This is a genomic window from Streptomyces sp. NPDC043854, from assembly GCF_056436005.1.
The window spans coordinates 100,072-119,015 of record NZ_JBWKDK010000016.1 but is presented as its reverse complement, the minus strand read 5'-3'; the positions used below and the strand labels follow the sequence as shown (position 1 = coordinate 119,015).

Below are 18,944 nucleotides of genomic sequence, written 5' to 3'. Positions count from 1 at the left end.
CCCTTCCCCTCCTTCCCTCAGCCCGACGCGAGTACGTCAGGGCTGCCCGAAAACGGAGAACCCATGCTCTCGTCGTCCCGCAAGCTCCGCTTCACCGCCACCCTCGCCCTGGCCGCCACGTCCCTCGGCCTGGTCACCCTCAGCTCGGCGACGCCGGCCCAGGCCGCCGCCATCTGCGGCGGCAACGTGTCCATCTACGGCACCCTCCCAGACGGACGCCTCACCTACACGGCGATATCCCCCAACACCGGCGACCGGGTCAAGACGCTGATCGGCACGAACCTCGGCTTCACACCCAAGGCGATGGCCACCCTGAACTTCAACACCGTCCTCGTGACCTCGACCGCCGGCGAGCTGTACCGCGTCGACATCCAGACCAACGACAACGCCCTGGCCCTGGCCGGAGTCACCAGGATCTGGGAGAGCGGCTGGACCTTCGACAAGATGACCTACGACGGCGCCGGCCACCTCTACGGCACGGTCGCCGGCCAGCTCCACCGCTACAACGTCTCCCAGGCCAAGCCCTCCGGACCGGCGCACATCGCCAAGCACGTGGTGATCGACGAGGGCTTCGTCCTCAAGACCCTCGCCGCGGCGGGCGACGACGTCCTCATCGCCACCACCGCCGAGGGCAAGCTCGTCTCCTACCAGATCAACGGTGTCGGGGACTGGGAGCGCTCGGACCTCAAGAGCGACGGCTGGTCGGCGGTCGACAGCCTCGTCTCGCCCGGCGGCGGCCTCTACTACGGCCGCACGAACGGCGGCATGTACTGGTACCACGACGCAGACCCCACCGACGGCAAGGGCAGCGACATCGCCTACCACTCCGACGACCCGGTCGACGCGAGCGGCTGGACCCAGAGCCTGCTCTCCGCCTTCGCCAACGACTGCACCTACCAGCCGCCGGCGCCCCCCACCCCCACGCCCTCCAGCCAGGGCGGGCAGATCGCCCGCAGCGAGATCATGAGCCGCGCCGTGAACTGGCTGAACCGCGACATCCCCTACAGCCAGAGCGCTTACGCCACCGACCCCGACGGTGACCACACCTACCGCACCGACTGCTCCGGCTTCATCTCCATGGCGTGGCACGCCAACAGCAGCTACACGACCTACAGCCTCCCGAACGTCAGCACCACCATCTCCAAGTCCGACCTCCAGCCCGGCGACGCGCTGAACACCCAGGACGGCCACGTGGTGCTCTTCGAGAGGTGGATCGACAAGGCCGCCGGCAAGTTCTCGTACATTCACGAGTCCAACCCGTCCGACGACATGATGCGCGGCCAGGACTACCTCAACGGCGGTTCGGACGGCCGCATCGCCGGCCACGCGGCCTCCGGCTACGTCGCCCTGCGCTACGACAAGGTCGTCAACGGCTAGAACCGCAACAGCAGTGCCAGTGACGAGGTCACAGCCCCTGGGCTGTGACCTCGTTGCCCGTGGTGGCTTCGGCGCGCGCCTGATGCTGCCGACGAAGACGAGACCACCGATCGCGAGCGCCGCAGCGGATCACCTACCCCGCCCGGGGCCGCTGCCTGCCCGCCGACCGCACGGCACCTGCAACTGGACGGTGTCGCAGTACACGCGCCATACGGTCCGCTCCACCAGATCGAGGCCTTCGCCATCAGGCCGACGACCGGCCGAGCTCGCTCACTGCCCCCCGAGGTAGACGCGGGTGATCCCGCCTCCCAGGTCCTGGAGGGTGATGCCGATGCTCTGGAGCATCGACCTGCGCGTGTCCCCGATGCACGGCGGGCAGACGCTGCCCGTGCGCGCGCTCGGTACGGTGTCGGGACTGGGCAGACCCAGGTGCTCGAACGACACCGGGGACGGGTACTCCCTCGGCGGCAGCGGAGGGTGATACTTCAGCGGCTGGTCCAGGCGAAGATCGGCGGCGATCGCCTCGGCCTCGGCGTGCGGCACGGTGAAGGACAGCAGGTAGCTGTCGGCATCCCAGCCGTCCACTCCCGCCCCTTTCACGTCCTGGGCGTCCACCGGAATCTGCACGCGCAGGGACGCGGCCGCTTCCTTGCCCCCCCCTTCCAGCCACTGCGGCGCCACAGACCGGTTGTCCTTCGGCTCCGGCATCCAGCCGACGGTGTGGAGCCGCGCCATCTCCGAGTCCTTGACATCCACCGGCCCGATCGGGGTCGACTTGCTGCCGTCCCAGTTGTACCGGTCGTAGATGTTGACCTGATAGTCCATGCTGATCTTCGGCTTTCCGTCCGCGCCCGGAACGACGGACACCTCGCCGGAAACCACCCGCTGATGACGCCGACACCCAGATACCAGTCCCGGTTCTTGAAGTTCGGGCCCGTCTCGAGAGGAGGTCCGGGCGCCCGGTACTCCACGGGAATCGAGACGGGCGCACCAACCGGCCTCCTCGAAGGCGGCCAGAGCCTCCCGCTTCCACTCATCCTGATTCTTCTGGATGTCCCGTTGGACATCGGCCCGCATCGCGGGGTCCTCGCTCAAGGCCCGGTCGATGTCGAGTTCCAGCAGCGTGCCGCTGCCGTCCAGGTAGTGGGCCAGGTTGCGCGAAGCCACGGTGTTCCCGATGAAGTCACCGCTGGCCGTGATCATCTCTGCTTTGTCGAGCAGATACATGTCGTGCAGGCCCGGCTCCTCCACGCCGAACGGACCCGCGCCCGCGTCCGGCGCTCTCCACTGGTACGCCGGCGTGTAGATGCCCGCCTTGCGGAGCTCGTCCCCGCGCTCCTACAGGAGGATGCCCCGCGTCACCGGGTCCAGGCTGCGCCACCAGTCGCCGATCTTCGCCCGGTCCTTGGGCATGCTCTCGGCCTTGATCGCCTCCCGGAGGGAAGGGGTACGGGCGGCTTCCGTTGAAGCCGTTGAAGGTGCCGTCGCGGAAGTCGGCGTCTGTCACCGCGTTGGTCAGGGCGAGCTTGACGCCCTGGTCCGCCTCGTCGAAGACGGCGACGGCGTCGTGGATGCGGCGGGCCCAGGAGCGTTCCGCCTCGGGGAGATCCGGATCGTGTCTGATCGCCTGGGCTTCGGCCCCGTCGACCTTGGAGAAGTCGAAGGAAACGTTTCCTCCATCGCTGACCTTCATGCCTGCTGCCACGGCATCCTCGACGGCCGAGGCTGCTGCTGTGCAGTGACATCGCCTCCCGTCGCGTCGTCGGCTGGGCCACTGCCGACCACCTGCGAACCGAGCTGGTCGCCGACGCCCTGCAGGCCGCCTGCCAAAACTGGGCCGATGTGGGGTTGCCGCTCCGTGGCTCGCCTGAAACCCCCCGCTGCGACGCCGTGATCCGCTTCGTCGAAGTGGCCGCCGGCCGCCCCCGCACTGCCTCGGGGGGCGGTCCATGAGCGCACGACCTCGCCCTACGGCTCCCGTCCGAGGGGAGCTGGGGCCGTGCGTACGTCTCGCCCGCCGCGGCACCTGCCCCCGCGGGGCGGGCTCACGATTCCTCGGCCACGGTGTCGCCGGAGGACTGGGCCGCCCTTCTTCTGCGGTACACCACCACCCCGCACACCGCGAGGAGGAGGACGGCCACGGCGGACACCCCGAGGGCCGTCCGCTCGGCGAAGAGCCTTCCCAGCACTTCGAGCACGCCGAGCCCCGCGGTCGCGTAGATCAGCGCCCAGGCCGCTCCGCCCACGAACAGGGCGGGGAGGTAGCGCGGCAACGGCATGCGCATGCTGCCCGCGAGGAAGTTGGCGGCGGTCTGGAAACCGACGGTGAGGAACGAGACGGCCACCACCGGCGCGCCCCACCGCTGGATCGCCCGCTCGGCGCGCCCGAACTTCGCCGAGGAGATCCGCCCGGCGAACCTGCTGCGCCGGGCACCGGCGCCGGCGAGCCACCCGACGGCGAACGTCCCTCCGGCGCGGAGCAGGACGATCACGTACAGGGCTCCGGCCGTGAGCACGATCTTATTCACGACGCCTCGTCCCGGGCACCGGGCCGGAACCCGCGTCCCCCGTCACCCGCATGGGCGTCCCGCCCGAGCGGGCGAACGACGCGCACAAGCCCGATCACCGTCTCTCACCTGCGCCCTGCCTCTGCCCGTTCCGTCCTCTGGGTTCCCACCTGCGGCACCGGGACCCGACTCTGCACGCCCGGGTCCGCACGCCAGGCAAGGTCAGCCTAACCGAACGTGCATACGGTGGATACAGGGCGCCGGGCTACCCGAGGAACGGCAGGCGCGGTCAGTGAATCTGGTCGGCCCACCAACAGCGTAGGCCCCTGCCGGTGCGGCAGGGGCCTCGCTCTGGCTGATCACTCCCTCGCCGCCCCCCCTGGCAGCGACGCGGGGCCGACTCTGCCGCCCGCGGGAGGGAGGCGGTCGGAAGAGCCCGTTGCCCCGCCCGCCTGGTCCGTACGGCTTCGCGTCCCCTGGCTTGCTCCCGTCGGCCCGCGGCCTCGGCGCCCGTCTGGGGCTCACTGGGGCAGGCGGTCCCAGAAGGAGCATTCGTGCGCGGAGTACGCGTCGACGGGGCGGATCCCGCCTGGTCCCGGAACCAACGACTGCACCGACGGCGCGGGAGGTGACGAAGGGCGGAGGGCGGGCCAGAGCGGGGCACCGGCGGTGTTCGGGTTGCCGGTGCGCGCGAAGCTCGTCCAGTAGCCGACCATCCGGTCCGACAGGGCGCGCTGGCTGTCGGTCAGCGGTCGCTCGGTGGGAAAGGACGGGAACAGGAACGGCATCTCGAAGCCGTGGGCCGCACCGTAGGGGAAGCCCGGGTTCGCCGGCAGACCGGCGAGGACGGGTGCGTCGGAATCGTTGAACTCGTAGCCGTAGAGGGGGAGGCCGGGGGCATGCGCCGCGATGGCCCGGCCGGCTGCCAGCGTGGTGCACGTGAAGGACCGATCGGTCAGCACCGCGGCCCAGGCCAGTGCGGGGGAGGGGTGGCGTGCTGCCGGATACCGCGCCTCGACGGCCGGGGCCGCCGGCCCGAAGGCGTCCGTCAGACGGGCGCGGTAGTCGCTCTCGGTGCGGATCGGGAACGCGGCGAGCGACAGGCCGACGAACATCCGCATCTCGTCGTGGTTGGTGCCCAGGATGACCGGCACGCGGTGGAAGCGTCCCGACGCCAACGCCTGGTCCGGTGCCACGGGCAGCAGCCCGTTGCCGAAGGCGGGCCGGTTGAAGGACTGCATCAGCTGCGCGGTGGCGAGACGATCCGCGCTCTGCCCGCGCAGGCACGCCAGCACCTCGTCCCCGCCGCCCGCCGTGCAGCCCAGTTGCCGGGCGGCTTCCGCTCCGGCCGCCTGGACGTCGGCCTGTGGGGCGAACGGCTCGTACGCCGGTGTCCCGGGCCCGAGCGCGCCGCGCGGGAAGGACGTGAGGCAGGAACCGCTCTGGAGGACGGCCCGCTGGAAGAGTCCGGCGGCCGTCGGCGAGGTGAGGTGTGCACAGATGCTGAGGGCGCCCGCGGACTCACCGAACAGCGTGACACTGCCCGGATCGCCGCCGAAACGCGCGGCGTTCGCCCGCACCCAGTGCAGGGCGGCCTGCTGGTCCGCCAGGCCGAACGGCGGGGCGGCGCCCAATCCGGAGTGGCCGAAGTAGCCGAAGATCCCCAACCGGTAGTTGACCGTGACGACGACGGTGTCACCCCGGACCGCCAGTCGTTCGGCGCTGTAGTCACTGCCGGAACCGCCCAGGAACGCACCGCCGTGCATCCACACCAGCACGGGCCGCTTCTTCCCGGCCGGCTTCGTCGCCGGCACCGTGACGTTGAGGTAGAGGCAGTCCTCAGAGCCGACGACCCCGCCCGCACCGGGTGTCGGCATCTGCACACAGCGTTGAGCCGGGCTCGTCGCGTCCCGGACACCCTGCCATGTGGCGGCGGGCACGGGGGCACGCCAGCGCAGCGGTCCCGTCGGCGGCGCGGCGTAGGGAATGCCGTCGAAGGTGGTGTACGAGCCGTGCGCCACACCCCGTACCAGGCCCTGGTCGGTCCGCACGACGGTACCGCCCTGCCTGGCGGGGTCAGCGGAACCGGGGCGTGCGTGGGCCGCGGGTACGGCGGTGGCCGCGAGCAGTGCCACCGCGCACAGCAAGGGGAAGAGCACCACGCGGAGTCCGGCTCTTCGGCATGGACGCGGTGCTGTCATGGTCGGGGACATACGTACCCACCGTTCTTGGGTCGGGGACGGCTGGGACGGGCCGTACCGGGCCGCACGCGCCCGCACCGGTCCGGTCAGGCCGGAACGAGGTCTGAGCTGCGAGAACGGTGCGGACCGACGCCGTCAGTGATCAATACGCTAGAACCTCCCGCGCACTGGAGGTTCAAGGGACTGTGACGCAAGACACATGGAGCATCGGTGAGCTCGCGGCCGGAACGGGTGTTCCCGTCAAGACGCTCCGCTACTACTCCGACAGCGGTCTGCTGCCCGTGGCCGCCCGGAGCACCGGCGGCCATCGGCGCTACGGCCCCGAGGCGTGGGAGCGGATCCGGCTCATCAGACGCCTGCGGGCGCTGGACACCCCGATCGCGACCATCACGCAGGTGGTCACGGGCGAGTGCACGCTCGGCGAGCTGGTGGCAACCGAGCTCGAAGCGGTGCAGGAACGACTGACCGAACTGCGGTGGCGCGAAGCCACGCTCAAGTCCCTGGACGACTGCCCGGGCGAGGAACGGCTCCGGCGTCTGGAGATACTCTCCCGCGTGCAGCGGCTCCCGGAGGCGCATCGCACGCTCACCGATCACTGGTACCGCGAGCTGTCCGCGGCCATGCCCAAGCACCGGCTCGACATCATGATCGCAATGCTGGCCCCGGCCCCGCCGCAGGACCCCGTCCCCGCTACGGCCCTGGCCTACGCCGAGCTGCACCTGCTCATCTCCACGCCCAGTTTCACCCGCTGGACCCAGGACCACGACGAAGAGATGAGGGACGGACCGGCCTTCTACGCGGAGATCGACGAGGCCGCCGCCCTGACGGCAGCCGCCCTGGCCCAAGGGCTGCCGCCCGGCGCCGGGGCCGCGGTGGACGCGTTCGTGTCCGCCCACGCACGGGCCCGGCGGGAGTCGGACACCCCCGCCTTCCGCGCATACCTGCACGGACTGGTGTCGCGGTCATCCGGCTTCGACCCCCGCCTGGAGCGGTACTGGGCCCTGGTTGGCACTGCGACGGCCGGGCGCGTCCTGAACATGACGGTAGCCCATCGATGGCTGACCGACGGGCTGTCGATCTCGATCGCCGGCAGTACACCCAGGCGTATTGACCACGAGCGGTGTTAACGCCGGCAGGTCTTGATCACGGCGAAGACCTCCGGTGTGGTGGAGGTGTCTGAGCTGCACCACGCACGGAGGTCTTCGTGTCCCGCCGTAATGCCCAGCTGACCGTTCACGGCAGGCGGATCCTGGTCGAACGTGTCCTGGCCGGTCGTCCTGTCGCGCATGTGGCGGCCGGGATGGGCACATCGCGGCCCACCGCCCACAAGCGGGTCCGCCGCCGGCGGGCCGAGGGCGAGGCCGGACTGGCCCGCATCGGCCCGATCCTGGGCCTGCCCGCCTCGACGGTCCACCGGATCCCGGTCCGACACGGTCTGAACCGCAGGTAGCGGGCGGTCTCGGGGCCGTAGTAGCGGAAACAGTCGTGGTGCAGCCCCGATTCGGAGTCGGCGGCCGACTTCAGCCGCGCTTCTTCGGGGTCCACTCGTAGCGCGTGGTGCCGGGTACGTGCGCGCAGCGGAGGAAGTAGCCCTCGGGGCTGAACTCGACCGTCAGGTGCCGCTCCGCCGGGCAGGGGGTGAAGGCGGTCGGGCCGGCCGGGTTCGGTGGGCCGAGGACGAGGTCGCCGGGGGCCGTTGCAGACGGGGTGTGGAGGCCGGGACGGCCCTCGTCGGAGTCGTCGTCGTCCTCACCGTCGTCGCCGATCACCAGCGCCGCGAGGCACGCCACCACGGCCGCCGCAGCAGCGGCGACCAGCAGGGCGGCCCGGGCCTCGTACGCCCTCCTGCCGGAGGGGGCGGGGGCCAGCGGCGGGGCGGGGACCGGCGGCAGGGCCGGGGTTGGGGGTGGGACCGTGGCGGGGACCGGGACCGGGACCGGAGGACAGGTCGAGACCGGGACCTGGGCCACCGACTCGGCCAGCTGATCAGGGATGAGGAACGGTTCGTCCGCCCAGATCACCGGCCACTGCTCGGGCCCCAGGGCCCGCCGGGCCGCGGCGATCTCCTCGCGGGCCGCCACGGCAGAGGGCCGTTCCTCCGGCCGCTCCGCCACCATCGCGGCCACCAGCGCCGGGGATGCACCGAGGTCACGGAGGACCAGCCCGGCGGCGTAGACGTCCTGGGCGGGGGAGCTGTCCGCCCCGGCCCGGACCTCGGGGGCCAGATAGTCCGCCGTCCCCACCACCAGTGCCGGCGAGGTCAGTTGCAGATGCGGAAGCACCCGGGCGACCCCGAAATCGGTCAGCAGCGCGTGCGGGCGACCCGCGCCGGTCGCCGCCAGCAGGATGTTCGACGGCTTCACATCACGATGCACCAGCCCGGCCGCATGGACGGCCGCCAGGGCATCCATCAACTGCTCGGCAACCAACAGTCCGACAGCGGGCGGCAGTTCACCGTAGTCGGCAAGCAACCCGGCCAGCGTGCCGCCGCGCACCAACGGCAGCACCGACCACGACTCCCCCTCACGCACGAACCAGTCGAGCGGGGCGAGGACGTGCGGATGCCCGATGCGCACGGACTGCTCGCACACGATCCGCAGCAACGACTCGACGTCGGCGCCGCCGTACACCTTCACGGCGACCTCGGTCCCGGCACGCACGTCCACGGCCCGCCACACAACGCCCTGAGCCCCCCGGGCCACCGGCGCCAGCAGCCGGTACCGATCGGCGAGCATCCCCCCTGCCTGCATGCGGGAAGCGTACGCCGACCGACCGTCAGGCGTCGGCGAGCGTGATCACCACGGTGTCGGCACCGGTCGTGACCTGCACCGCGCCCTTGTCGGAGGTGGCGGTGAACACGCCGGCTACATCGACCACCGTGTACCCGGAGCCTTCCAGGGCCGTCCGGTACTGCTTGAGGACCGCCGCGGGGTCGTCGGTGCGGTACGTCAGGACGTACGCGCCAGTGGCCCCGGCGACCTGAACCAGCTTCCCGCTCGGCAGCGGCAGCCCGGCAGGCAGATCGGTGGGCTTGCTGACGCCGCCCGCGGCGTCCGAGGCCGGGGCCTGCGACTTCGGCTGGGCGGGCGCCGACGGGGCGGCGGAGGACTGCGCGGGCGGCTGCGCCGATCCAGCCGACCCGTTACCAGCGGCGTTGCCGCTGCTGGCCTGACAGCCGGTGAGCATCAGACCGACAGCAGCGGTAGCCGCCACCACAAGCGAAGTCGCGTGCGTACGAGGCATGTTGACTCTCCATCAGCAAGGATCGGAAAAACCGACAGCGAGATTGACACATGAAAACTTCTTTGACAAGTGTCAACACTCACCTACCATGACCCCATGGAAGGCTCGCCCACCGCACGCAACCTGGAGCTCCAACGACAGTGGTACGGAGCCCCACTGGGCGAACTCTGCCGCGACCTGTGCACCCTCTTCGACGTGACCCAGTCGGCACTGGCCGAGATCCTGGGCATCTCGCCGGCCATGCTCAGCCTGGTGATGCGCGCCCAGCGCGCCCGCATCGCCAACCCGGACGCCGCCGCCCGCCTCTCCTCACTCCTCCACCTCGCCCACGAGGTGCGCGGCGGCGTGGTGCCCCCCGAAGCAGTGCCCCGCCTCCTGGAGAACATCCGCAGCACCAGCACCCCGGGCCAGGACTCACTGGGCAGCCCGGTCCCCCCAACCGCCCCCCGCTCGCCCCAGGACGCCGAACTCCGCTTCGTCCGCTCCCTACGCGACGTCCTCACGGCCACGGCCGGCGCGGTGGACCTCCTCTCCGCCGCCACCCTCCTGGAACCCCACCACCCGGCCCTGGCCCATCTCCTCCGCACCTGCGGCACGGGCCGCACGGACGAGGCCCTCACTCTCATTCGCCGCCTGAACATCCCCCTCTGAGCGCCCGGTCCAACGCCCTCACACACACGCAGGAGCCCGGGCCGACCACCGACCGTGCAGGCCCTTCTACGACAGATTGACCAGCACCTGTACGCCACCGGAGAGTGATGACACCGGCAGACCGGCCGGTGCCGCTTCCCGCGTCATTCGTCCAGGTCTGCCTCCGTGAAGAGGAAGATGCCGCCGATGATCAGGGAGGCTCCGATGAACTGCCAGAGGGTGATCGCCTCGCCGAGGAACGTGATGGCGGCGGCCACGCCGAAGACCGGGATGATGTTGAGGATGATGCCCGCCGCGCTCACCGAGACCTGAGTGATGGCGCGGTTGTACAGCAGATAGGCGATGCCCAGGCCGAAGCCGCAGACCACGATCACCACCAGCCAGTGGCCCAGGTGTACCGACGGGGTGAGTGCGCTGTCGCCCGTGGCCCACTGCCAGGCCAGCAGGGGGACGGTGAAGAGGAGGCCGAAGGCGAACTGATAGGCCGTGACGACGATGGGGTCCATGTCGACGACCGCCCGGCCCGCGATCATGGTGGCGATGGCGGCGGCCAGCGAGCCGGTAAGAACGAGCAGGGAGCCGAGCGAGAGCCCGAGGTCGGCCTGGGGGCCGCCCAGCAGGGCCACGCCCACCGCCGCGAGGACGACGCCGGCGATGGCCCTGCCGGTCGGCATCCTGCGGTTCAGGAACGCTGCCAGCGCGACGATGAAGACGGCCTCGGTCCCGTCCAGCAGGGCCGCATCGGCGGCGTTGATGTACGCCAGGCCCAGGCCGATCGCCCCGTAGCCGAGCATCGGCTCGAACAGCCCCAGCACGGCGAGCAGCTTGAGCTGCTCGCGCGTGGGGCGCTCGTACCCCTGGTACAGCAGGATCGCCCACAGCAGCGCTGTCGCGGACGCCAGCGTCACGGCGAGCAGGGTGACGACGGACATGCCCCCGAGGCCGAACTTCTCACCGGTGGTCCAGACGCCCCACAGGATGGAGGCGATGAGCAAGGGCAGTAGGCCGCGCTGTCCTCGGGTGATCACTGTGCTCATGGGAGTTCGAGAACCCTCTCGATCGTCTGTTCTGCCTCGGCCACGGAGTCGGCGCCGTCTCCGACCACCAGGTAGCGCCACTTGCCGTCGATGTCGCGGGTGTCCGTGGTGAGGACGGCGCGGACAGGGCCGGCCGGGTCGCCCAGCCCCTCCGCGTCGATCCGGCGCACGGCCTCCGCGAAGTCCGGGCCACCGGTCTCGTCGCCGAGCCGGCCGTCGGCACGCCAGTGCACGGCGGCCGTCCCCGGCCGCAGCCGGCGCGCCAGCTTCTCCAGGTAAGTCCCGCCGGTCGTCCGCACATTGGCCTCGGTCACGACGTAACCGCCCGCGTGCGTACCGCAGTCGACGTCGAAGATTCCGCGGTAGCCGCGGGTGTGGAGCCACTCGCCGATCGTCCGGGCCGCCTTGCGCATGGCCGACGACGACGGGCCGTCCGCCGCCGGCGTGACCATGCCGGTCCAGCCGTTGTTCACCGTCCGCTGGTCGCAGCTGTAGTAGTCGGCGACCCCGGCCTCCTCGATCGTCATCTCGTAGCTCGGGGACGCGGTCAGCGGCAGGAACTCCTCGTAAATCCAGCCGGATGCGCGGTCGGTCTCGTCGGCGAGCGTCGCGGCGACCCGCTGCTCCCGCGCGGAATGCGGCCCCGCCTCGATCACGATGTTGCCGAAGCCGGTCGAGGACCGGTTCGCCTTGACGATGGCGGCCGGGTGCTCGTCGAGGAAGGCGACCACCCGGTCCACCAGTTCGGCGCGGGTCGCGGCGAATCCGCCGGCCGCGACCGGAAGGCCCAGCGCCACCGCCGTCTCCCGGATGCCCGCCTTGGTGTTGACGTGCCGGACGACGTCCAGAAGGTCGTCGTCGGGCAGGGCGCCGTACGGGTGGAGCCGTACGCCCGACCGCCGGGCGAAGTCCAGCACCGGGCGGTCGAGGGCGAACGGGTCGAGGACCGGTCGGGCGGTCAGCAGGTCGCCGGCGCGCAGCGCCTCCGCCATGGCCAGGGGATGGACGAGGGCCGTCTCCGGTGGCGCGACGATGTCGACCTGCTGCACGTCGAGGTCGAGGGTGCGGGCGACGTACTCCCGGAAGCGCGCGGGGCACGGGGCGAGTGTGACGACGCAGTCGCCGGGCTCGGCCTCCCACAGCATGCGGGGGGTGGGGACGGCCATGGCCCGCAGGTAGCGGTCGGTGGGGTTCTCGACCATGGTTTCGCTGTTGAGGTTCGAGAGGATGGTGCGGTTCGTTCGACTGGTCATCGGTGTGCGGCTCCTTCCCGGCCTTACGCGTCGGAGCCGGCGTCGGTGCGGGCGCCGGCGTCGGCGGCTGCGGTTGCAGGCTTCGGGGGGTAGGCGTGCTCCTTGCCCCACGGGTCCGTGACCCGCCCGGCGTCGTCCGACAGGTAGACCGGTCCGATCGGGACCTTGCCGTGGCCGCCGGGGATGTCCAGGACGTACGTGGGCTGGCACATGCCGGAGACCCGGCCGCGCAGGCTCCTCATGAGCTCCTGCCCCTCGGCGATGGTGGTGCGGAAGTGCCCGGTGCCCTTGGCGAGGTCGCCGTGGTGTAGGTAGTACGGCTTGACCCGGTGGGTGATCAGCGTGCGGAAGAGGTCTTCGAGGGCCTCGGGGGTGTCGTTCACGCCCTTCAGCAGCACGGTCTGGCTCACGAGGGGGATACCGCCGTCGACCAGTCGGGCGAGCGCGGTGCGGGCGTCGTCGCCGATCTCCTGGCTGTGATTGGTGTGGACGACGACCCAGACGGGGGTCGACAGGCGCAGCGCGTCGACCAGGTCATTGGTGACGCGGCGCGGGTCCACCACGGGCACCCGGGTGTGGAAACGGATCACCTTCACGTGCTCGATGGCGTCCAGCGCCTCCAGCATGGGCCGCAGTTTCGTCGGCGCGACGATCAGGGGGTCGCCGCCGGTGAAGATCACCTCCCATATCCGGGGGTGCGCCCGGATGTAGTCCAGGGCCGCTTCCAGGCTCTGGTCCTTGAGCATCTGGTCGCCGGGGCCGACGACCTCGCGGCGGAAGCAGAACCGGCAGTAGACGGGGCAGACGTGGACGGGCTTGAAGAGCACGCGGTCCGGATAGCGGTGGGTGATGCCCTTCACGGGTGTGAACGGGTCGTCCCCGATGGGGTCGTCGTTCTCCTCGGGCGTGGTGATCAGTTCGAGGTGGGTGGGGACGAACTGGCGGCCCACGGCGTCGTCGGGTTCGAAGATGCGGTCCTGGATGGCGGGGGTGATGCTCACCGCGTAGCGCTGGGCGACGTCGGCGATGGCCGGAAGGTCGCTCTCGTCGATGAGCTTGGCGGCTAAGAGGTCCTTGGGGGTGCGGGCGGATCGCTGGCCCATTTCGGTGTCTCTCCCGTGGTGGTGTCGCGTCGTCGCAATGCCGGCCGGAGTGGCGTGCAGGAGTGCGCAGCGGCGTGGTCGGGTGTGGAGACGCGAGATCGTTGGCTGTCGCAGCGTTCTCGTCGGAGCCTGTCACCGTTGTGAATTCCTGGCGATCAACCAGAGGCGATCTGGCCGAAAATCGGAGGCCGGTTGACTGAAAACAGAAGAAGGGGGTGTGGGAGTTCGTGCAGGGGGAAGAGTGGTTGCGGGATTCCCTGCACGAATCGGTTCGTGGCATGACCAACTACCCGGAGCCGGGAGGCCGCGCCCAATTCCGCGAGACAGGCCAGGCGGGGATGGGTGCGGTGATCTTTGTGTATGCGGCCCAGGCCGCCGCAGACCCTTCTGTCCAGGCCTTGCAGGGCAGGCATATTGACGGTCTTCGATCTTGCGCCGGAGTCCGGGGGTCGACTAGCGTTCCGTCCGGTTCGTCTTGCGAAGCGTCATTGGCGCCGTCCCGGTAGGGGCCTCGCAGACGGGAAGGATTCCTCACGTCATGACGTCGTGCACTCCAATCGGGGGTTGGGCAATGGTGACATCCTCGTCCGGGCGGCCCCGAATAGGGGTGACATCAAGATTTCGCCACGCGATCGACAGTCACAGTATTCATCGTGGGTACATAGACCAGGTGGTTCGCGCCGGCGGATTGCCGATCGCCATCCCGACCCTCGGCCCTGAATTCTGCGAGGAATTCACGGAGGCGGTGGACGGTCTGCTGCTCACCGGCGGTGAGGACATCGCTCCCGCATATTGCAGCGGAACCACATTGCAGCCGGACTACACGTACCACCCGCGCCGTGACGCCTTCGAGTTACGCCTCACGCGCCTGGCGCTCGACCGCGGCCTGCCCGTCCTCGGCATCTGCCGGGGCTCGCAGATCCTCTGGACCGCCACCGGAAACTCCCTGATCCCGCACATTCCGGACGTGAACGACGGGCTGGTACTCCACCGGACCTCCCTCACGGAAGCCTCCCGGCACGTCGTGTCGCTGATACCCGGAAGCAAAGTCGCAGACGCGTACGGCGAGTCGAAGATCGAGGTGACCTCCTACCACCACCAGGGACTGGGCGAGCAGGCTCCCGGCGACCTCCGCTGGCAGGTGACCGCCCGCTCCGAGGACTCCCTCACGGAGGCCTTCGAGCGCGATGACGCCGACGCCCCCTGGGTCGTGGGTGTGCTGTGGCACCCCGAGCTGCCGGCCGACGACGACCGGACCGACCCGCTGGTCGCCGCCTTCGTGTCGGCGGCGGGTACGTCGTGACCTTCGCCGTCGAACGCCTCGGCCCCGCCGACCTCGGCCTCATCCTGGACCTTCAGGAGCGGATCCGCTCTGCTCTGCCCGACCCGTCCGTCTTCCAGACCAGCACGGCCGAGTTCGTCGCCTACTGCCTCGCCGACGGCGGACGCTGCTACCGGGTGGTCCACCACGGTGAGGCCGTCGCCTACCGCATGGTCTACTTTCCGCGCGACCGCGCCTTCAACCTGGCCAAGGACACCACCCTTCCGGCGGCGCGCCACGACGCCGTCGCGCACTGGGACACCGTTGCGGTCATGCCCGAGTGGCGAGGACACGGGCTGGCCGGGCTCATGAACGCACGCGCCCTCGCCGACCTTGCGGACACGGGCATTCGGCACCTGTTCGCCACCAGCTCGCCCGCCAATCCCCACGGCGTGCGCACCCTCATGGAGGCTGGCTTCCAACCCGTCGGCCTCGTTGAGAAGTTCGGCGGCAAGCTGCGTTTCCTGCTCTACCGGCCCTATCCGGAGCCCTGGGCGGCACCACTCGCACCACCGGCACCACCCGCACGACCGGCCGGCCCGACCGAAGCCGCCGGACCCGCCGAGCGCATCGTCCCGTTCTCGGCCACGGACGAGCTGGCCCGGGCCTTCCGGGACGGCTGGAGCGGAGTCGGCCTCCGCTTCGATGGCCCGGCCGGCAACGACAGCGCCCGCCTGCGGATGGTGCGCCGCCCCCTGGCCTTCCGCGTCGGGCCACGCTGACGGCCGCCTCCGCCCCGCCCCGCCCCGCCGTCCCGGGCACCGCAGCCCGCACCGGTTCCGGCCCCCCTTCCCTTCGCACCCACCGGCTCGAACAGGAACCTCCGCGAGATGAAGATTCTGCTCACCCTGCCCAGTCCCGACCTCGCCACCACCGACTTCCTGCGCTCCGGCAACGTCATCCACGACCCCTCGGCCGACTCCGCCCCCGCAGACCGGCTGCTCGACATCCTGCTCCTGCACGGCGCCACCGCCCTCATCACCACCCGCCGACCCGACGACGCCCAGCTGCGCAGCTGGGCGCAGCACACCGCCGGCCCCGTCCACGTCGCGTACGCCGACGGGGCCGCGGCAGCGGCGGCCGAGGACTTACCCGTGCATCCGGTCCATCCCGTCCACGAGTTCCTGCTCGACGGCACCGGCCTGGACGCCGTCGCCGCCGCCCTGGCCCACTGCGAGCGCACCGCCGCCAGTGCCCGCCCCGTGCCGGCCGGCGCCGCCCCCGAGGCGGGCGGTCCCCGCGAGGTCTTCCTGATCGGCGCGGGTGTCGTCAACCTCGTCACCGCTCTCTACCTGGCGGACGACAGCTACCGCGTCACCGTGGTCGACCGCTCGCCCGCTCCCGGCACGGCCCACTGGGAGGCGTACGGCTGCACGCACGCCGGTGACGACGCCCGGATGTTCACGTACACCGAGATGGACAACTACGGCAACCAGGACTTCCGCGGCAGTGCCCCCGACTGGTTCCGGCAGCCCGTCGAGAAGCACGGCTGGCTCGCCCGCGACGCCCAGGCGCTCACCCCGCAGGAGCAAGCCTGGATCGACGAGTTCGAGAGCATCCCGTCCTGGCTGGCCCGCGCCTACAACGCGGACATCTTCTCCCTGAACGCCGAGGCAGGGCAGGAGTGGACCGCGCTGCGTGCCCGCTTCCCGCGCCTCTTCGAGGACGTCCTGCTCGCCGACGACATCCTGCGCGTCTACTCCGACCCCGCCCACCTGCGCGCGTCCCTGGCCCGGCACCGCGCCATCGGCGCCGTACTGCGCGAGCTGTCCGCAGCCGACCTCGCGCGCGAGTACCCCGCCCTGGCCGCCCCCGCCCGCGGCGGCACCCTGGCCGGCGGCATCCTGGTCCCCGGCTTCACCGTGAACGTCCACAAGTTCACCGAGCGTGCCATCGAGCTCCTGACGGAACTCGGAGCCCGCTTCCACTGGGACACCCCGGTCACCGGTGTACGGCGTGACGCGGACGGTGCGGTGACCGGCTTCGACTGCGCCGTACCAGTGCCCGAGCACGCCCACGTCGTCGCCTCCCCCGGGGTTCGCGGCGCCGAACTGCTGCGCGGCACCCCCTGCGAGGGCCTTGTCCACGGGGTGATCGGGGGCTGGATGCGCGTCGAGAACCGGGCCCCGGCCCTGCGTAACTCGCTCAAGGTCGCACGCCGGGGCCACGTCACCGAGGACGCCAACGTGACCGTGGCCCGCGACGGAGACGGCCGGGAAATCCTGATCGTCGGATCCGGGTATGGCTACACCGGCGCCGACGGCACACCGGACGAGCGGCAGCTGGCCGCGATGCGCGCCGGTATCGCCGACACCATCGAACGGCTCTTCCCCGACAGTGAGGAACCCGCCGCCTCGTCACAGCCGTACGGCAACGACCACGATCACCACGGCTTCAAGTACTGCGTGCGCCCGTGGACCACGACGTCCCTCGGCCTCTACCACGCCGAGCCGCTCGGCCCCGCCGGCGGCCTCTACGTCGTCAACGGCGGGCACAACACCGGCGGCTTCGCCCAGTCGCCCGCCATCGCCCGCGCCGTCCTGGCCTCGCTGCGCGGTGAGGCCCACCCGATGCACACGCTTTACCACGCCGAGCGGTTCTCCGCCTTCACCTGCGACTCCGGGACCCGCCCCGGCGCGGCGCATTGGCCGCTGTCCTCCCGTACTTAGGCCGCACCACCGCAGGGGCCCCGCGCCCTGCGCCCCGCCCTCTGCCCTGCCCGCCGCCCGCCGTCAGACCAGGAGACAAGGACCACACGCCATGCACCCCCACCCCCCGCTGGACCCGGCCGACTGGGACGAGTTCCGGGCCCTCGGCAAGCAGATGATCGATGACATCGCCGACCACCTCGCCGGCCTCCGGGACCGGCCGGTCTGGCAGCAGGTCCCCGACGCCGTCGCGGCCTCGTTCCGGACGGGCCTGCCCGAGGAGGGGCTGCCGATGGCCGAGGTGTACGAGGAGTTCCGCCGTACAGTCCTGCCCTTCCCCCGGGGCAACATCCACCCCCGCTTCTGGGGCTGGGCCAACGGCTCCGGCGTGCCCGTCGCCGCGTACGGAGACCTCCTGGCCTCGGTGATCAACTGCACCCTCGGCTCCGGCGGGAACGCCGCCATGATGGTCGAGGAGCAGGTGATCGCCTGGCTCGGGCAGGCCCTGCACTGGCCCGGGACCGGCTCCGGCCTGCTCACCAGCGGTGCCTCCATGGGCCAGGTCACGGCGCTGGCCGCCGCCCGTGCGGCCAAGGCACCCGGCTTCCGCGAAGAGGGCGCCGCCGCCACCGGCATCCAGTTCACCGTCTACGGTTCCACCGAGACCCACCATTCCGTCGAGAAGGCCGTCGAACTGCTGGGCATCGGCGGACGGTTCTTCCGCCGCATCCCCGTCGACGCCGGATTCCGCATCGACACCGCCGCGCTGCGCGCCGCGATCCGTGCCGACCGGGCCGCGGGCCTGCACCCGCTCTGCGTCGTCGGCAACGCCGGAACCGTCAACACCGGGGCCGTCGATCCGCTCGCCGAGCTCCTCGCCATCGCCCGCGAGGAGGACCTCTGGTACCACGTCGACGGAGCGTTCGGCGCGTTCGCCCAACTCCTGCCCTCCCACCGCCCCCTCCTCGCAGGCCTGGCCGAGGCCGACTCGCTCGTCCTCGACCTGCACAAGTGGCTCTACATGCCCTTCGACGTCAGCTGCATCCTCACCCGCCGCGACGGCGACCTGGAGGCCGCCTTCCGATCCGGCGCGGACTACATCAGCAAAACGACGCAGGGGCCGGCCGCGTTCCCGCTGGCCTTCTCCGACCGCGGGGTGGAGCAGTCGCGCCGGTTCCGCGCGCTGAAGGTGTGGTTCGCGCTCAAGACGTACGGCATCGGACCGTTCGCGGACTCGATAGCCGGGAACATTGCGCAGGTCGCGCACCTGGTCAAGCTGGTCGAGGCTGCCGACGACCTCGAACTCGCGGCCCGCAGCGACCTGAACGTGGCCTGCTTCCGCTACGTCTGGCCCGGCGCGGCGCCCGAAGCGCTCGACCGCGTGAACCGTGCCGTGCTCGACCGGCTGCAGACGGAGGGTATCGCGATGCCGTCGCACACCGTCCTGGACGGGAGGTTCGTCCTGCGCGTCGCGAACAACAACCACCGTTCCTCGCTCGCCGACTTCGACGAACTGGTCGCCCAGGTGCGCCGCCTGGGGGCCGAGTACGCCGCCGCCGAATCCGCGGCCGCCGAGACCACCGCTGCCGAAAACGGCCGGTGA

At 71.0% G+C, this 18,944-nt stretch carries 15 protein-coding genes and 1 pseudogene; 8 read left to right on the top strand and 8 right to left on the bottom strand.

Going from position 1 to position 18,944, the window contains the following annotated elements; translation table 11 throughout:
* Nucleotides 1-63: 63 nt before the first annotated feature.
* Nucleotides 64-1,377, top strand: a complete 1,314-nt coding sequence (locus AC068A_RS16990) for an NlpC/P60 family protein (protein ID WP_478585601.1) — start codon at nucleotides 64-66, stop codon at nucleotides 1,375-1,377.
* 270 nt (nucleotides 1,378-1,647) lie between these two features.
* Here AC068A_RS16990 and AC068A_RS16985 read toward each other — a convergent pair whose 3' ends face one another.
* The 3 genes from AC068A_RS16985 to AC068A_RS16975 form a co-directional block, all read right to left on the bottom strand.
* Nucleotides 1,648-2,604: a hypothetical protein gene (locus AC068A_RS16985; protein ID WP_478585599.1), complete on the bottom strand. Its 957-nt coding sequence runs from the start codon at nucleotides 2,602-2,604 to the stop codon at nucleotides 1,648-1,650.
* Between the two features lie 818 nt (nucleotides 2,605-3,422).
* Nucleotides 3,423-3,905, bottom strand: a complete 483-nt coding sequence (locus AC068A_RS16980) for a DedA family protein (RefSeq protein ID WP_478585597.1) — start codon at nucleotides 3,903-3,905, stop codon at nucleotides 3,423-3,425.
* 500 nt (nucleotides 3,906-4,405) lie between these two features.
* The gene (locus AC068A_RS16975) at nucleotides 4,406-6,043 is read right to left on the bottom strand and encodes a carboxylesterase/lipase family protein (protein ID WP_478585595.1); all 1,638 of its coding nucleotides are present in this window, start codon (nucleotides 6,041-6,043) and stop codon (nucleotides 4,406-4,408) included.
* A 227-nt stretch (nucleotides 6,044-6,270) separates the two neighbouring features.
* Here AC068A_RS16975 and AC068A_RS16970 point away from each other — a divergent pair, with 227 nt between their 5' ends.
* Both AC068A_RS16970 and AC068A_RS16965 read left to right on the top strand, forming a co-directional pair.
* Nucleotides 6,271-7,212 carry a MerR family transcriptional regulator gene (locus AC068A_RS16970; RefSeq protein WP_478585593.1) on the top strand — a complete coding sequence of 314 codons (942 nt, stop codon included), beginning with the start codon at nucleotides 6,271-6,273 and terminating at the stop codon, nucleotides 7,210-7,212.
* A gap of 77 nt (nucleotides 7,213-7,289) precedes the next feature.
* A pseudogene (locus tag AC068A_RS16965) lies at nucleotides 7,290-7,529 on the top strand (helix-turn-helix domain-containing protein); the annotation flags it as partial.
* Between the two features lie 76 nt (nucleotides 7,530-7,605).
* Here AC068A_RS16965 and AC068A_RS16960 read toward each other — a convergent pair.
* Together AC068A_RS16960 and AC068A_RS16955 are read right to left on the bottom strand one after the other, a co-directional pair.
* Entirely contained in the window at nucleotides 7,606-8,835 is a 1,230-nt protein-coding gene (locus AC068A_RS16960) for a serine/threonine-protein kinase (protein WP_478585591.1), read from the bottom strand.
* A gap of 25 nt (nucleotides 8,836-8,860) precedes the next feature.
* Nucleotides 8,861-9,271, bottom strand: coding sequence for a hypothetical protein (locus AC068A_RS16955; protein ID WP_478585589.1), 411 nt, complete (start codon nucleotides 9,269-9,271; stop codon nucleotides 8,861-8,863).
* A 153-nt stretch (nucleotides 9,272-9,424) separates the two neighbouring features.
* On the opposite strand from AC068A_RS16955, the gene AC068A_RS16950 reads away from it, so the two are divergent.
* On the top strand, nucleotides 9,425-9,979 hold the full coding sequence (locus AC068A_RS16950; RefSeq protein ID WP_478585587.1) for a DNA-binding protein: 555 nt from the start codon (nucleotides 9,425-9,427) through the stop codon (nucleotides 9,977-9,979).
* 143 nt (nucleotides 9,980-10,122) lie between these two features.
* On the opposite strand, the gene AC068A_RS16945 is transcribed toward AC068A_RS16950, so the two are convergent.
* Genes AC068A_RS16945 through AC068A_RS16935 form a run of 3 tightly spaced genes read right to left on the bottom strand, consistent with a single transcriptional unit; the run spans nucleotide 10,123 to nucleotide 13,372 of the window.
* The gene (locus AC068A_RS16945) at nucleotides 10,123-11,016 is read right to left on the bottom strand and encodes a DMT family transporter (protein ID WP_478585585.1); all 894 of its coding nucleotides are present in this window, start codon (nucleotides 11,014-11,016) and stop codon (nucleotides 10,123-10,125) included.
* Nucleotides 11,013-12,269, bottom strand: coding sequence for a preATP grasp domain-containing protein (locus AC068A_RS16940; RefSeq protein WP_478585583.1), 1,257 nt, complete (start codon nucleotides 12,267-12,269; stop codon nucleotides 11,013-11,015). Before AC068A_RS16940 ends, AC068A_RS16945 begins: the two co-directional genes overlap by 4 nt.
* Nucleotides 12,270-12,292: 23 nt before the next feature.
* The gene (locus AC068A_RS16935; RefSeq protein ID WP_478585581.1) at nucleotides 12,293-13,372 is read right to left on the bottom strand and encodes a lysine-2,3-aminomutase-like protein; all 1,080 of its coding nucleotides are present in this window, start codon (nucleotides 13,370-13,372) and stop codon (nucleotides 12,293-12,295) included.
* 571 nt (nucleotides 13,373-13,943) lie between these two features.
* Here AC068A_RS16935 and AC068A_RS16930 point away from each other — a divergent pair.
* The 4 genes from AC068A_RS16930 to AC068A_RS16915 all read left to right on the top strand — a co-directional run bounded on the left by AC068A_RS16930 (nucleotide 13,944) and on the right by AC068A_RS16915 (nucleotide 18,944).
* Nucleotides 13,944-14,675 (top strand): gamma-glutamyl-gamma-aminobutyrate hydrolase family protein, encoded by a 732-nt coding sequence (locus AC068A_RS16930; RefSeq protein WP_478585579.1) that lies wholly within the window; start codon nucleotides 13,944-13,946, stop codon nucleotides 14,673-14,675.
* Nucleotides 14,672-15,415, top strand: coding sequence for a GNAT family N-acetyltransferase (locus tag AC068A_RS16925; protein ID WP_478585577.1), 744 nt, complete (start codon nucleotides 14,672-14,674; stop codon nucleotides 15,413-15,415). Before AC068A_RS16930 ends, AC068A_RS16925 begins: the two co-directional genes overlap by 4 nt.
* Nucleotides 15,416-15,523: 108 nt before the next feature.
* Nucleotides 15,524-17,362 (top strand): NAD(P)/FAD-dependent oxidoreductase, encoded by a 1,839-nt coding sequence (locus AC068A_RS16920; RefSeq protein WP_478585575.1) that lies wholly within the window; start codon nucleotides 15,524-15,526, stop codon nucleotides 17,360-17,362.
* A 91-nt stretch (nucleotides 17,363-17,453) separates the two neighbouring features.
* Nucleotides 17,454-18,944: a pyridoxal phosphate-dependent decarboxylase family protein gene (locus AC068A_RS16915; protein WP_478585573.1), complete on the top strand. Its 1,491-nt coding sequence runs from the start codon at nucleotides 17,454-17,456 to the stop codon at nucleotides 18,942-18,944.

Bases quoted from the DNA above. Each gene is read 5' to 3' on its own strand.
- AC068A_RS16920 (WP_478585575.1), top strand. From the start codon at position 15,524: ATGAAGATTCTGCTCACCCTGCCCAGTCCCGACCTCGCCACCACCGAC.
- AC068A_RS16945 (WP_478585585.1), bottom strand. From the start codon at position 11,016: ATGAGCACAGTGATCACCCGAGGACAGCGCGGCCTACTGCCCTTGCTC.
- AC068A_RS16930 (WP_478585579.1), top strand. From the start codon at position 13,944: ATGGTGACATCCTCGTCCGGGCGGCCCCGAATAGGGGTGACATCAAGA.
- AC068A_RS16960 (WP_478585591.1), bottom strand. From the start codon at position 8,835: ATGCAGGCAGGGGGGATGCTCGCCGATCGGTACCGGCTGCTGGCGCCG.
- AC068A_RS16985 (WP_478585599.1), bottom strand. From the start codon at position 2,604: ATGTATCTGCTCGACAAAGCAGAGATGATCACGGCCAGCGGTGACTTC.
- AC068A_RS16955 (WP_478585589.1), bottom strand. From the start codon at position 9,271: ATGCTCACCGGCTGTCAGGCCAGCAGCGGCAACGCCGCTGGTAACGGG.
- AC068A_RS16940 (WP_478585583.1), bottom strand. From the start codon at position 12,269: ATGACCAGTCGAACGAACCGCACCATCCTCTCGAACCTCAACAGCGAA.
- AC068A_RS16935 (WP_478585581.1), bottom strand. From the start codon at position 13,372: ATGGGCCAGCGATCCGCCCGCACCCCCAAGGACCTCTTAGCCGCCAAG.
- AC068A_RS16990 (WP_478585601.1), top strand. From the start codon at position 64: ATGCTCTCGTCGTCCCGCAAGCTCCGCTTCACCGCCACCCTCGCCCTG.
- AC068A_RS16950 (WP_478585587.1), top strand. From the start codon at position 9,425: ATGGAAGGCTCGCCCACCGCACGCAACCTGGAGCTCCAACGACAGTGG.
- AC068A_RS16915 (WP_478585573.1), top strand. From the start codon at position 17,454: ATGCACCCCCACCCCCCGCTGGACCCGGCCGACTGGGACGAGTTCCGG.